Annotated in this window: 14 protein-coding genes; 5 read left to right on the top strand and 9 right to left on the bottom strand. The window is 65.7% G+C overall.

Features of this window, described 5'->3' with window-relative positions:
* Window positions 1-51 precede the first annotated feature (51 nt).
* Complete coding sequence (locus tag ACVBEQ_RS10980) at window positions 52-636, bottom strand: CGNR zinc finger domain-containing protein (RefSeq protein ID WP_447153166.1); 585 nt, start codon at window positions 634-636, stop codon at window positions 52-54.
* 481 nt (window positions 637-1,117) lie between these two features.
* On the opposite strand from ACVBEQ_RS10980, the gene ACVBEQ_RS10975 reads away from it, so the two are divergent.
* On the top strand, window positions 1,118-1,321 hold the full coding sequence (locus ACVBEQ_RS10975; RefSeq protein ID WP_447153164.1) for a hypothetical protein: 204 nt from the start codon (window positions 1,118-1,120) through the stop codon (window positions 1,319-1,321).
* A 60-nt stretch (window positions 1,322-1,381) separates the two neighbouring features.
* Here the strand turns inward: ACVBEQ_RS10975 and ACVBEQ_RS10970 are convergent, their stop codons facing one another.
* Window positions 1,382-2,170 (bottom strand): FadR/GntR family transcriptional regulator, encoded by a 789-nt coding sequence (locus ACVBEQ_RS10970; RefSeq protein WP_447153163.1) that lies wholly within the window; start codon window positions 2,168-2,170, stop codon window positions 1,382-1,384.
* 154 nt (window positions 2,171-2,324) lie between these two features.
* Between ACVBEQ_RS10970 and ACVBEQ_RS10965 the strand changes: the two genes are divergently transcribed.
* Complete coding sequence (locus ACVBEQ_RS10965) at window positions 2,325-3,830, top strand: amidase (RefSeq protein WP_447153162.1); 1,506 nt, start codon at window positions 2,325-2,327, stop codon at window positions 3,828-3,830.
* A 1-nt stretch (window position 3,831) separates the two neighbouring features.
* Window positions 3,832-4,593: a LamB/YcsF family protein gene (locus tag ACVBEQ_RS10960; protein ID WP_447153161.1), complete on the top strand. Its 762-nt coding sequence runs from the start codon at window positions 3,832-3,834 to the stop codon at window positions 4,591-4,593.
* Between the two features lie 45 nt (window positions 4,594-4,638).
* Here ACVBEQ_RS10960 and ACVBEQ_RS10955 read toward each other — a convergent pair whose 3' ends face one another.
* Both ACVBEQ_RS10955 and ACVBEQ_RS10950 read right to left on the bottom strand, forming a co-directional pair.
* Complete coding sequence (locus ACVBEQ_RS10955; RefSeq protein ID WP_447153160.1) at window positions 4,639-5,382, bottom strand: DUF899 domain-containing protein; 744 nt, start codon at window positions 5,380-5,382, stop codon at window positions 4,639-4,641.
* An 84-nt stretch (window positions 5,383-5,466) separates the two neighbouring features.
* Entirely contained in the window at window positions 5,467-5,628 is a 162-nt protein-coding gene (locus ACVBEQ_RS10950) for a VOC family protein (RefSeq protein WP_447153159.1), read from the bottom strand.
* Between the two features lie 558 nt (window positions 5,629-6,186).
* Here ACVBEQ_RS10950 and ACVBEQ_RS10945 point away from each other — a divergent pair.
* Window positions 6,187-6,867, top strand: a complete 681-nt coding sequence (locus tag ACVBEQ_RS10945; protein WP_447153158.1) for a hypothetical protein — start codon at window positions 6,187-6,189, stop codon at window positions 6,865-6,867.
* Window positions 6,868-6,910: 43 nt separating this feature from the next.
* Here ACVBEQ_RS10945 and ACVBEQ_RS10940 read toward each other — a convergent pair whose 3' ends face one another.
* From ACVBEQ_RS10940 to ACVBEQ_RS10930, 3 genes are all read right to left on the bottom strand, one after another.
* Window positions 6,911-7,306, bottom strand: coding sequence for a VOC family protein (locus ACVBEQ_RS10940; protein WP_447153157.1), 396 nt, complete (start codon window positions 7,304-7,306; stop codon window positions 6,911-6,913).
* Window positions 7,307-7,692: 386 nt separating this feature from the next.
* Window positions 7,693-9,762, bottom strand: a complete 2,070-nt coding sequence (locus tag ACVBEQ_RS10935) for a beta-galactosidase (RefSeq protein ID WP_447153156.1) — start codon at window positions 9,760-9,762, stop codon at window positions 7,693-7,695.
* Entirely contained in the window at window positions 9,746-10,678 is a 933-nt protein-coding gene (locus ACVBEQ_RS10930; protein WP_447153155.1) for a phytanoyl-CoA dioxygenase family protein, read from the bottom strand. The genes ACVBEQ_RS10935 and ACVBEQ_RS10930 overlap by 17 nt, the downstream gene beginning before the upstream one ends.
* A 122-nt stretch (window positions 10,679-10,800) precedes the next feature.
* On the opposite strand from ACVBEQ_RS10930, the gene ACVBEQ_RS10925 reads away from it, so the two are divergent.
* Window positions 10,801-11,661 (top strand): helix-turn-helix domain-containing protein, encoded by an 861-nt coding sequence (locus ACVBEQ_RS10925; RefSeq protein ID WP_447153154.1) that lies wholly within the window; start codon window positions 10,801-10,803, stop codon window positions 11,659-11,661.
* Here the strand turns inward: ACVBEQ_RS10925 and ACVBEQ_RS10920 are convergent.
* A complete protein-coding gene (locus ACVBEQ_RS10920; RefSeq protein ID WP_447153153.1) occupies window positions 11,654-12,562 on the bottom strand; it encodes a carbohydrate ABC transporter permease in 909 nt (302 codons plus the stop codon). The two genes, ACVBEQ_RS10925 and ACVBEQ_RS10920, sit on opposite strands and share 8 nt — an antisense overlap.
* Complete coding sequence (locus ACVBEQ_RS10915) at window positions 12,559-13,485, bottom strand: carbohydrate ABC transporter permease (RefSeq protein WP_447153152.1); 927 nt, start codon at window positions 13,483-13,485, stop codon at window positions 12,559-12,561. Before ACVBEQ_RS10915 ends, ACVBEQ_RS10920 begins: the two co-directional genes overlap by 4 nt.
* Between the last annotated feature and the right edge of the window lie 142 nt (window positions 13,486-13,627).

Below are 13,627 nucleotides of genomic sequence, written 5' to 3'. Positions count from 1 at the left end.
TGTGCGCCAACCCAGAACACCCCATGCGGCAGTTCTGCGGATGCGGGCGCTTCAGGATTGCCGCGCCGGGGCTTGCTGCCCGGCGGCCCGGTTCTTGCGCGCCACGTACGCCCGCTTCATCTTGATGTGATTGCCGCAGCCTTCCATCGAGCACCACCGCCGAACCTGGTTGCGGGACGAGTCGTAGAACGCCCACCGGCAGCTGTCCCGGTCGCAGACCTTGAGCCGGTGCCAACTGCCGTTCTCGCCGGCCTGCCGGACGGCTTCCGCCAGCTCGCCGAGCGCGTGACCGAATGGCGTGTCGACCGCGCCGACGAGCCGGAAGCCCCGATCGGTGAACGTCAGACGGACCGGAACCTCCGCGAGCGCCCGGTTCAGCGTGTCGATGGCCGCATGGTCACCGGCGTGCCCTGCATGGCCGAGCAGGACGGCACGCAAGCCTTCGCGGACGTCCACCGCCAGCGCGAGATCTGTTGCCTCCAAGGATGCGTCCACGGCCATCAGGTCGCGCTCGGCACACCACTCGCGGAGGCTTTCCGGGCTGCCGAGGGACTCGGCATCCACCTGCGGCTCGTAGGTGTTGACGAAATCGCGAATCAATCGGGCAGCCGCCGGCACCTGGTCATCCACGGTCATCGCGCCTCCTGCATCGTTTACACCAGTCTAATCGCTTGACCGGTGTACGAGCCCGTGTCATGGTTATCACACCGGTCAAAGACTGTGGCCGGTGTGATCGAGAAAGGCAACATGACAGACACCCGACTGAAGGAATCGACGCGCCTGCTGCGACGACCCGCTCGTCAGCGCGCGGTTCACACCGCGGCCAAAGATCGCCCACCACCCACAGGGACATCGACCCGCCGGCCGGCGGACGGTCCGGCGGAACCTACGGCGCCCCCGGCTGAGCGCGACAACGATGAGCAGCGCCGCGGCGGCTGGTTCGATGAATTGGTCAGGGTGTACGGCTGGGCGAAGATGCTGGGCGGCTGACTGCCCGTCGGCCTGTCGCACGCCGGCCGAAACCCTCTGGACGGGACCGTGTGTCGGTTTCGCGCCACGGAGAGCGGGTACTTCAGCGGTGACCAGCGTCGGTCAACGAATGACGGGAGCGGACGAGATGGACACAGCAGCCAACCCTCAGGACGGGGATTCGACCGATCGGCTCGCCGAGGTCGCCGATACCTGGCAATCGTCACCGTTGACCGAACCCGAAGAGGCGATGGACCCGGGGGCCAAGAGCGCGGCCGACCACGGTGACTCCGATGACAGCATCAGCGCACTCGAGCGAGAAGAGCGGCGAACCAGCCGCACCGATCACTGACGGATTGCTCGTTCGACCGCTTCAAGCCCATCTCGGTCCCGGACGGGTGGTGCGCCCGGCTCAGCGCTGCGGCGGCCCGTCCGGTGACAGGTCGGCCAACGGCAGGTCGACGGCGTCCTCCGAGGAATTGGACGCCTGAACCGACGACAGGTAGTCGACATGGGCCTCCAGGGCCGCCACCGCCCCGTCCGGATCCTGTCGTTCGATGGCCCGGTAGATGGATTCGTGCTGCTGCCAGACGGGTTCCTTCTCGAGTTTGCCCAGCAGCAGCGTGTTCGTCCGTGGGCGCACGAGATGCACTGCCGTCATGGCGAGTTCGATGATCCCGTTCTTGGCTGCAACCGCGATTGCGGTATGGAAGTCGACATCCGCGGCAAGCCACAACGCGGTGTCCATGGCCGGGTCCGCTGCCACCCTTTCGATCGGCGTCCAGATCGCGACAAGATCTGCCTCCGTCCGGTTGATCGCCGCAAGACGAACACATTCGCGTTCCAGCAGCCGGCGCGCGTGGTTCACCTCCCCCACCGACAGATCCCCGGCGCGCAGTCGCAGCACGATGAAGTCACCGATCTGGCCGGCAACCGTATCGGCCCCCGGCACGACGACGAAGGTGCCGCCCGCGGCGCCGCGGATCGAGTTGATCAGATTGTTGGCAGCGACGAGCCTGAGCGCTTCACGCACGGTGCCCCGGCTCACCCCGTAGGTCTGCGCAAGCTGCCACTCGGGTGGGAGCCGATCGCCGGGGTTCCAGACACCCGACGCGATCGCCTCCCGCAATTGGTCGGCAATCTGCGCGGCAGCACCCTTGGTGGTGAGCGCCTGCGGGACGAACGACGGTGTCACGGTCATCGCTGGATGTCTTCCCTTCGACTGCGTGAACCGTAGCAGTGCGCCCGTCAGACTCGGTCCTTCAAAGGCTTGACCTTTGAATGTTCCACCTCTTACGGTTCCCATAACACGGTGTGCAGCTGTGGTGGCGATCCGCTGAGCCAAGGGGAAAACGATGGACATCAACGGACTTGTGCTCGAGAAGGCGGACATCGCCGAGATCCAGTCCGCGCTGTTCACCGGTCGGGTCACGGTGCGGCAGATCGTGGATGGGTACCTGCACAGGATCGATGCACTCGATCAACGGGGCCCGACCCTGAACGCGATGGTCACCATCAACTCCGGTGCACAACAGGAAGCAGACGACCTCGACGCCGCCTACCGCGAGTCGGGCCGTCCGGTGGGGCCACTGCACGGCATCCCGATCGTGATCAAGGACTGCCTCGAAACCGCTGACATGCCAACGTCTTTCGGCTCGGAAATCTTCGCGGACTATCGCCCGCACAAGGACGCCACCGTCGTCAGCAAACTCCGCGAAGCCGGCGCCGTCATCCTGGGCAAGACGACGCTCCCCGACTGGGCGACATCGTGGTTCAGCTATTCCTCCCGAACCGGCCTGACCAAGAATCCGTACGACCTGCAGCGGGACCCGGGCGGTTCGAGCAGCGGGACCGGAACGGCAGTCGCGTCCGGTTACGCCACCGCCGGTCTGGGCACGGACTGCGGTGGCTCGGTGCGGCTGCCGTCGTCGTTCTGCGGACTCGTCGGAGTCCGTTCGACCCCGGGCCTGATCAGCCGCTCGGGATGCAATCCGCTGGTCAGCGTTCAGGACACCATCGGCCCGATGACCCGCTCGGTGGAGGACGCGGCCCGGCTGTTCTCCGTCATGGTGGGCTTCGACGAGACCGACGAGCTCACCTACGCGTACGGGGTGTCACGGGCACCGGCGTCCTACCTCGGCGGCCTCGTCCCCGACGCGCTGAAGGGACTCCGCATCGGGGTGCTGCGCAGCGCCTTCGGCTCCGACGACGACCCGAACGCCTCGCCGGTCAACCAGGTCATCGCCACCGCGCTGACCGAGCTGACGGCCGGCGGGGCGGAGCTGGTGGATGTCACCATCGACGACCTCACCGGATGGATCGTCCGGACCTCCATGTACACGATCAAATCGAAGTACGACATCGACCGGTGGCTGGCCGGTAAGCCCGACGCGCCCGCGAAGTCGATCGCCGACATCATCGAGTCCCGCAGGTACCACCCGAAGCTCGATCTCCTGGAAGCCCTCGCCGAAGGGCCCGACGACCCGTTGAACGACCTCGAGTTCTACAAGGCGTACACCGCCCACGAAGAATTCATGAAGCTCATCGTCAACCTCATGGAGACGAACGGGCTCAGCGCCCTGGTGTACCCCACCTGCCAGGTCATTCCGCCGACCCGCGAGGACACCGATTCGGGACTGTGGAACACGCTCAACTTCCCCACGAACACGGTGATCAGTTCGCAGACCTGGATGCCCGCCATCACGGTGCCGGCGGGCCTCACCGACTCGGGGCTGCCCGTCGGTCTGGAGATCCTAACGCGCCCCTACGACGAACCGACCATGTTCCGCGTCGCCTACGGCTTCGAGCAGGTGGCCGGACACCGGAACCAGCCGGCCAGTGCCTCCGTCGACGGTCGATGACGTGACCGCAGTCAACCCGCTCACCGTCGACATCAATTGCGACATCGGCGAGGGTTTCGGTCGTTGGCGTATGCCCAACGACAACGCGCTGATGGACATCGTCACGTCGGTGAATGTCGCGGCCGGTTTCCACGCGGGCGATCCGACGATCATGCGCGCCACCGTGAACTACGCCATCTCCAGGGGCCTGGATATCGGCGCACACGTTGCCTTGCCGGACCTGCTCGGTTTCGGGCGTCGCGAGATGTCGGTGACCCCGGCAGAGGTGCAGGACTATTGCACCTACCAGATCGGCGCAGTGGCAGCCTTTGTCACGGCGGCGGGTGGCACGCTCACCCACGTCAAGCCCCATGGCGCCCTGTATTCGATGGCCTCGCGAGATCCCGAGGTGGCCGGAGCGGTCGCGGCTGCCACCGCCGAGTTCGGCCGGGGTCTGTGCGTGTTCCTGCTGAACGACCGGTGCCGACCCGCCGTCGAGGACCAGGGCGTTGAACTGGTCACCGAAGGTTTCCCGGAATTGAACTACGCCGACGACGGGACACTCGTCCTCGAACGCGAGAAGGCGGAATGGGAACCTGCCGTGGTGGCCGGTAGAGCGGTCGACATGGTGTTGAACCATGCTGTCCGCACGGAGTCCGGTGCGTCGTTGCACGTGGATGTGCGAACCATCTGCATCCACAGCGACGCCCGGAACGCGGTGCAGGTTGCGCAGCAGGTGATCACAGACCTGACGAACAACAATGTCCTGGTAGCGCGACTGTAGTCGTCTGGCGAACCACCCGCCGGTCTCCGACAGGGTGCGACGTGCTCAGGAGGAGAAGTCGGGCCGGGCCGACCGGGCCGATTCGCTCCGACCCTTGGGTTCCTCCCATTCCTCCTGACGACCGAGTGCGGTGAGGTCGAGAAAATAATACGAACCGCCGGTGGATTCGAGCCCGCGCGCGTACTGGGAGTAGGTGTGGAAGATCCGGTCGTCCACCCGCAAAAAGCAGCTGCGGCCGGGCATGTCGAATGGTTGCGGTGACGCGAAGAAGTCGGTCCCCATCGCTTCGTATTCGGCCTTCGTGCGGTAGTTGAACTGATCGGCTCCGACCGATTCGTCCATGGTGACCCCGAAGTCGGTATTGAAGTCAGTGCCGAAAGAGGAGTACCACGGGACGTCCCAGCCCCTCTTTGCCTTCCAGGCCTGGAGTTTCTCCAGCGGTGCGCGGGACACCATCGCGTACGAAGTGTCCCGGATGTGCAGGTGTTCGAGGAAACCCTGGGAGATCTCGTCGGTACCGGCCGTGCAACTCGGGCAGCCGTCCTCCCACTCGGGGTGGAACATGAAGTGATAAATGATCAATTGGCGCCGGCCCTCGAACAGGTCGGTCAGGGTGACCGACCCGTCCGGTCCTTCGAAGCGGTACGGCTTGTCGATCTCCATCATCGGCAGCTCGCGGCGTTTGCTGCTCAGCCGGTCGCGCAGCCGGGTGAGTTCCTTCTCCCGTGCCAGCAGATCCTTGCGGGCGGACAGCCATTCGTCTCGGTTCACGATCTTCGGAAGCGTCATCGGTCTCCTCATCTCCGGCAGCCGAGGCTGCGGTCAGAAGTGGTGACCGCGGCGCGTTGCCGAAATGATCGGTGCGGCTGACGATCAGAAACTATCGCCCGTGCGCCAGCCCATCTCCTGCAGCACCAGCGAGTTCCCGTCCGGGTCGGCGAACCAGGCGTACTTGACGCCGCCGCCGACGTCCTGCACGTCACCGACCTCGACGCCCCAGCCGATGAGCTCCTCCCGGCCACTGTCGATGCCCACAGGGCGGAGGGCGATCGGGACATGGGCCCGCTTTCGCGCGCTTCCACTGAAACGCTGCGTCGTGGATCTCCCTTGGGAGTCCGTGCTCGCCGCCGGCACCAGGAACAGCGTTCCAGCCGGTCGGCCTCCGGTTGCGAGCCTGCGGTTTGGAGGCGTCAACAGTGCCATGACGCTCATGAGTTTCCGTCAGCACCGCACATGGTGACAACGTCCGGCCTACTCGAGGACACGTCGTCTGGAGCAACCGATAGAGCAGTTAGCACCCCGAACGGGTGGACTTTTGAAAAAGGGACCTTTGGCACACGCCTGCAGCGGGAGATTGAACACAAACTGAGTCGATCCGCCCAACCCGGGCCGGTGATGACCCATGGGTCCGGCGGACGCGACAGGTGAGAGCTCCGGTGCAGGATTCCATGCTTCGAATCAGAGGGGCGAATTCGCATGGAATTCCTGATAGTGCTCGCTGTAGTAGTGACCTTCGGACTGTTGGGCGCGATCCTCTTCCATCGGCGCGGAGGCGTAAAAGCACGCCAGTATAGAGCAACTCATAGTGATCTGGTGAAGTTTCACAAGCTCGCGACCAAACGCCATGATTCCGCTGTGGATTCGGCGCGAAAGACAGCGGACGCAGCGCGCTTAGCCCACGATGCAGGGATCAGGCGTACCGAAAAGGAACTGCAGGGGCTACGCAGCCCGGACGGGCACCGCTTGGGGGCTTATCGAGGAATCACGTTGTATCAACTCAGCGTGACAACCCCCCAGGGCTCGAGTTCGTTAGCTGGCGCTACCGCCGCAGTCGACACCAGCGGAAACCTCGCGGTCACGCGGCGGGGAACAGTCACGCGGGCCGTCGCGGGCGGTCTCTTATTCGGCCCGGTCGGGGCAATAGTGGGTGGCGCCGGCTTTAAAAAGAAGACCGAGCACGATTCACGTGAGCTGTACCTCATGGTCGAGACTCCCAGCTTGGTGTCGGTCGTCAAATGCCCTCCCGACCAGGGAATGCAGGCTCGGGCCTTCGCGGCGAAGATTCAGACGGCAGCTAAGCGAGCAGCCGAGCTCGAAGCGAAACGTCCTGCAATGCTGGCTGACGCGGAGCAGCGTTTAGCGGCCGCTCGCAGTGATACCAAAACAGTTGAAGCTACACTGCTTAATCTGAAGGAAGTCAAGGCTGATCCGGCCATGCTCCTGCAAATAGAGAGTACGAAGCGAGCAATTGACGTTCACTTCGAAGCACCTTGAAAAGGGGTCGCCGCTTACTGCTGGCAGCGGGCAATTGGCATATTCAAAAATTTTCGCCCGTGCGCCAGCCCATCTCCTGCAGCACCAGCGAGTTGCCATCAGGGTCGGCGAACCAGGCGTACTTGACGCCGCCGCCGACGTCCTGCACATCGCCGACCTCAACACCCCGGCCGATGAGCTCCTCCCGGGCACTGTCGATGTCGTTCACCACCAGATGCAGGCCCTTCTGCGTCCCCGGCGTCATGTCGGAGATGTCGTTCAGGCCGGTGCCGATGACGATCGAGCAGGCGGATCCCGGAGGGGTGAGCTGAACGACGCGCATCCCCTCGAACGGCCGCACGTCGACGTCGAGGGTGAACCCCACCTTGTCGGTGTAGAACGCCTTGGCCCGATCCACGTCGGTCACCGGCATCGGTACGAGCTCGAGCTTCATGTCCATGGCGATGATCCTTCCGTTGGCTGCGGCGGCTCACGACGGGGCTAAGGGCAAGACCGGATCAGCTTAGTCAACTCATCGGTTGACAACGATCGGTCTTCGTTCCGCCCCGCAGCTCTGCGTTGCTACCGGTCAGGAGGTTGCGGAATCTCCAGTGGCGCACCCTGACCATAAAGCTCGTTGTACGCGGAACCCGCTGCCCCTACCCCACGGGCCAGACGGCCCGACCGGTGCCCCCACACATGACGCAGCAGGACAGCCACCGTCGAGAGACCGGCTACGAGCACGATGGGTACCAGCACGGCGAGAGTCCCCTTCAACTGAAGGCAATGCAGTTCCCGGAAGTCGAGGCAGACTCTAGTGCGACAGTTCGCCGAGGGCCCGTCGGTTCACCGGGCCTCTCGGACCACCGCCCAACCACCGGCCGGCAGCATCAGGTCACCGTCGAGGGTTCGTTTCGTCACCAGGTCCACACCGCGGGCAGGCAGGACGACGTCGGACGTGGAGTGGTTGAGGGCGAACAACCACGATGCATTGCCGGAGCGCCGGCGCACCACGTCGACCTCTCCCGCGATGACCGCCGGGTCGTCGGCCGGGAGTGGCACCGCCGGTGCCGCACCAGACTCCCGCAGGATCCGGGCCGTCACGGCAGCCATACCGGCGGCATCCGGCTGGCAGGACAGGTACCAGAACGCCCCGTCGCCGATCCCGCGCCGGGTGAGTGCGGCGAACCCGGCGGTCGGGCCGTCGGAGTACCGCGCCAGCACGTCGGTTCCGGCGGCTGCGACGGTGTCCTCGACCCATCCGGATGCCACCGTCCCGTCGTCCCAACGCACCGTCACCCCGGGGCCCAGCGGAAAGAACTCCTCCGTCCTCACGCCGACGAGATCGCGCAACACACCGGGATATCCGCCGGTCACGACCTGGTTGTCGGTATCGGCGATGCCCGAGAAGTAGGTCACCAGGACGTGGGCTCCGCCCTCGGCCGCCGAGGCCAACCGGTTTGCGGTGTCGCCCGACAGCACGGTGACGGCGGGAACGACGATGACCCGATATCCACTGAGGTCGGCACCGACCGGGATCACATCGCAACCGGTCCCGGTGCGGCTGATCGCCCGGTGGGCCAGCATCGCGACGTCGAAATGCTGCACCGCCGCACTGGGATTGGCCTCCTGCTGACCCGCCCACGCCGAGTCCCAGTCCACCAGGACCGCCGCCGACGCCTCCACCCGCGAACCGGCGATCTCACCGAGCCTGCCCAGCAATTTCCCCAGGGCACAGACGTCCCGCCAGCGGCGTGAATCAGCTCCGGCGTGCGGAAGCATTGCGGAGTGGTACTTCTCGGCACCGATCACCGACTGCCGGAACTGGAAGAAGCAGATCGCGTCGGCCCCTCTGGCCAGGTGCGCGAGTGAGTTCCGCTCCATCTCCCCTGGCTCCTTCGCCCGGTTGATCGGCTGCCAGTTGACCGCGCTGGTCGAATGCTCCATCAGCCACCAGGGCAGGCCACCGGCCAGTCCCCTGGTCAGGTCGGCGCTGAACTCGAGATGCAGCCGGGGCGACCGCTCGCCGGTGCCCAATCCGATCAGGTAGTGATCGGTCGACACCACGTCCTGCTCGGGCGCCCACCGCGCATAGTCACACGGCCCCGGCCCCACTTCACCGGGTCCCATTCCCACGGTGAAGTTCGTCGTCACCGGGATGGCAGGCGAAATCTCGCGCAGCACAGCCTTTTCCGCCCGGTACTGGTCCAGCAGGGCATCGGAGGAGAACCGGCGCCAGTCCAGCAGCTGGCCGGGATTGCCGAACGCGGTGGTCGCCGAGGGCACGCCGATCTCGTCGAAGGACGAATAGTGCTGGCTCCAGAACGCCGTCCCCCATGATCGGTTGAGGGTCTCGACGTCGCCGTACCGGTCGGCCACCCATCGGCGGAAGTGCTCCGTGCTGACATCGCAGTAGCAGTAGGCGTTGTGATTCCCCAGCTCGTTGGAGACGTGCCACATCCGGACGGCGGGATGATCCGCGAAACGGCCCGCCAACCGCCGGACGAGATCCAGCGAATACTCGCGGAACACCGGAGAACTGGGACACCACGTCTGCCTGCTGCCGATTTCCAACCGGGTTCCGGCGGCGTCCACCGGGCGGATCTCCGGATGCAGTCTGGCCAGCCACGGCGGGGGTGACGCCGTCGCGGTCGCAAGGTCGACGGCGATCCCGTTGTCGTGCAGGAGATCCAGGATGCGGAGCAGCCAGCCGTCGTCCCAGGACGACGGTTCGGGCTGCAAGCGCGCCCAGGAAAAGACGCCGACGGTGACCACCGTGATCCCCGCCTCCCGCATCAGGGCGACATCCTGCGGCCAGATCTCCTCGGGCCATTGCTCGGGGTTGTAGTCGCCGCCGTAGGCGATTCCGGCCGTCGGCCAGCCGGGCCGGTCGGTGTGTTCAGGACGTTCCGGCACTGCACCACTCTCCTGGTGTGTGAACCTCGTGGGCGATTCGCAGTTCGGCGGCGGCATCCGCGGCAGGCAGCGGCCGCAGCGCCGGATCGATCCGCCAGTGGAACCGGTCGTCCGGCGCCGCGTGCAGCGCGTGTTCGGCCAGCGCGGCCGGGATCAGCCGCAGCCGGGCGTCCATCCATTCCGGCGTCCACGGGCCCTCGGACAGGATGTGCTCGGCCGCCCTGAACTCGAAGTAGATGGTGCGGCGCAAGGCATTCCCGATCGCGGGCGGCGATCCGTGCACGATCATGTCGTCATGCACGAGCACGTCACCGGGCTGCATCTCCACTTCGATGGCGCCGGGCAGGTCCCATCCGTGTGTCTCGGCCAGACCACAAGCGTCGGTGCGGCTGCGCTGCGAACCGGGCACCACGAACAGCGCGCCTTTGCCCCGCCGCGAGGCGTCGAGGTAGACATCGACGTTGAACAGCCGGAAGTTGCGCGGATGGACGGCGTCCTGGTGCCACGGGATCGGCGCTCCGTCCCCGGCCGACTTGAAAACCATCGACTCGTAGGTGGGGACGAAGTTGTGCCCGGCAAGACTCTCCGCGATGCCCAGCACCTCGGGGGAGCCCAACAGCTCCAATGACTCCGGTCGACCCTTGGCGTGGATGTAATCGACCCGGTACATCACCCGGCCGGACGGCCGGTCGGCGAACAGCCAATCCCCTGCGGCGCCGGGCGCGGCGCGGTGGCCCTGCTCCACCCAGTCCACCGCAGCGTCCTGCAACCGGTGGAGCAGGTCGGGGTTGATCCGGTTGCGCAGCACCAGGTATCCGTCCCGGTCGAACTGCTCGACCTGCGCGTCGGTCAGCAAGCCGGACGAGTCGGCGCCGGGTGCGATCGCGGCGCTGGAAACACTGCCGGAAATGGTCATGCTCTGTTCTCCCATCGGTGGGACGGGCGCGGGTCGCGCGGTCTGCGATGAACGCTAGACAGCCGGATGCAGGCATACTTCCGAGATGAGCCTCGTTCTTTCCTGGATCTGATTGTCCTGCCATGTCCCACACCACGACACAAGCACCACGCGGCCTGCGTGCCGTTCACCAGCAATTCGGCTTCGCCTGCGCGCTCAGCGCCGTCCCCGCGATGGCCACCGCTCATCGGCATGACGATGTGGAGGTGCTGCTGAGCATCGGCGGGGCGGTGGTGCTCGAACACGGCGGACGGCGGCGGCAGGTTCCCGACCGGTCCGTGGCGGTGTTCTGGGCCGGGATCCCGCACCGGTTGACCGACACAGAACCCGCCGCGACGGTGCGCTGGCTGACAGTGCCGCTGGTCGACGCGCTGGCGTGGTCCCTGCCGGACGTGTTCGCGGCCGATCTGCTGCGCGGCATGGTGTTTGCCGGCCCAGCGCCCGATTCGTCGGCGGACAGGATGGCGACCTGGGCCGACGAGATCGGCACCGACCGCGTGCTCACCGAAGCGGCCAGGCTGGAGGCCCGTGCGCTGCTGCTCCGGCTGAGCCGGTTCCACGGAGCATCCGCCGTCGCCGGCGACGTCTCCTTGCCACAGGGCACCGACCGGCATGCGGCCGCCATCGCCGCCCATATCTCGACCCACTTCCGGGAACCGTTGCAGCTGGCCGACATCGCCCGCGCGGTTCACCTGCATCCCAGTCGCGCCGGTGCGCTCTTCCGTCGGCACACCGGCGTCTCGATCGGTCACTACCTGGCGCAGTGCCGGGTCGCCGAGGCGCAGCGCCTGCTCATCTCCGGCGATGCGACGACCAGCGACATCGCCACCCGGGCCGGGTTCGGCTCGACCAGCAGCTTCTACGCAACGTTCCGAAGCCACTGCCACCTCGCTCCCGACGCATACCGGAGGGCCTTCACCGGGCGCGACGTGCGGGTTACTTGACACCGCCGGCGGACAGGCCGCTCTGCCAGAACCGCTGCAGGCCGAGGAAGGCAATCAGCAACGGCAGGATCGAGACCATGCTGCCGACGATGACGAACAGCCGTAATTCCGGCGCCTGGTTGATCGAGCTGTTCCAGGTGTAGAGACCCAACGTGATCGGGAACAGCCGCTCGTCGGACAGCATGACCAGGGGCAGGAAGAAGTTGTTCCAGATGACCACGAACTGGAACAGGAAGATGGTGACCAACGCGGGCTTCATCAACCGTAGCGCGATGACGAAGAAGGCGCGGAACTCGCTGGCCCCATCGAGCCTCGCCGCTTCCAGCAGCGGGTCGGGAACCGATGCAGCGGCATAGATCCGGGCGAGGTACACCCCGAACGGGCTGACCAGGCTCGGCAGGAAGACCGCCCAGTAGGTGTTGACCAGGCCGACCTCGCTGAACATCAGGAACAACGGCAGGGCAAGGGCCGTCGCGGGCACCAGGACACCGCCGAGGATCAGGTTGAAGACCAGCTCCCGGCCGCGGAAGACGTACTTGGCAAGTGCATAGCCGGCCATCACCGCGAACAGCGTGCCGAAGCCGGCACCGAGCACGGCGTAACCGATGCTGTTAATCAGCCACCGGACGTACAGCCCGTCCCGGAACGCGAAGAGGTTCGACACGTTGGAGAAGAGCTGGAACGGCTGGGCGAACCACAGGCCGTTGGTGGTGACGAGAGTCGCCTGGGACTTGCTGGAGGCGACAACGAGCCACCAGATCGGGATCAGGAAGTACAGCGCGGCCACCACCAGGCCGCCGGTGGCCAGCACCACGGACAGCGGCCGCTCCCGCGGCCCCCTTGCGTCGGTGCCCTGATTTGGCGTGCCCGCCGCCGGGATCGATGTCACGTCGCTGCTCATGCGAATGCTCGCTTCTGGGTGACCTTGAGGAAGAGGAACGACAGGGCGAATGTCGACAGGGCGAGCACCACCGAATAGGCCGCGGAAAGGTTGTAGTTCGGCACGATCGACGTCGAGTACACGACCATGTTGGGCGTGTAGTTGCTCGACACCGAACTCGTGATGGTGCGGAAGACCTGCGGCTCGTTGAACAACTGCAGCGTTCCGATGATGGAGAACACGAACGTCAGGATGATGGCGGGCATGACGATCGGGATCTTGATCGACCACGCGATGCGGAACTGACCGGCTCCGTCGGTGCGGGCCGCCTCGAAGATCTCCTGCGGAATCGCCTGCAGCGCCGAGAAGATGATCAGCATGTTGTAGCCGCAGAAGACCCAGGTGATGACGTTGGCGATGGACCAGAGCACCAACCCGGACCCGAGGAAGTCGACGTTCTCGGTGATCCCGAACGGGGACAGCGACGGCACGTACAGGAAACCCCACATGATGGCGGCAATGACACCGGGAACCGCGTACGGCGCGAAGATCGCCAATCTGAAGAACTTCTTCCCGCGCGCGACGGTGGAGTCCAGCAGCAGCGCGAACAGCAGGGCCAGGCCCAGCATGATCGGCACCTGCACGATGAACAGCAGCAACACGCGGCCGATGGACGCCCAGAATTCACCGGAGGAGAAAACCCGCTGGTACTGGTCGAACCCGCCGAAGACGGTTGTCGCCGCACCGAAGGTGCCCTTGCGCTCCGTTTTGAAAAAGGATTGGTAGAGCGCGTACAGCACCGGAATCGCATAGAAAAGGCTGAAGAGCACCACAAAGGGAGCCAGGAAGCCGACGATGGCGCCCTTGTGTTTGGTGGGTTCGCGTTTCTTCTTGACGGTGACCGGCGGGACGCTGCCCGCGGGCGCTGCAGTCGCGGTGGTCATGAGCGTCACTCTCCTCGTCGAGGGTGCCCTGATGGATGGGGTGGAAATCCGGTCCGCGCGGCGGAAGTGGGGCTTCCACTCCCGCCGCGCGACGCCCGATCGGTCCGGTAGCCGCCTTCCGTCATCGAAGGCGCCCGCCAGG

The organism is Nakamurella sp. GG22, assembly GCF_052976845.2.
The sequence above is the reverse complement of the archived record's forward strand: the minus strand, read 5'-3'. Positions and strand labels throughout refer to the sequence as shown.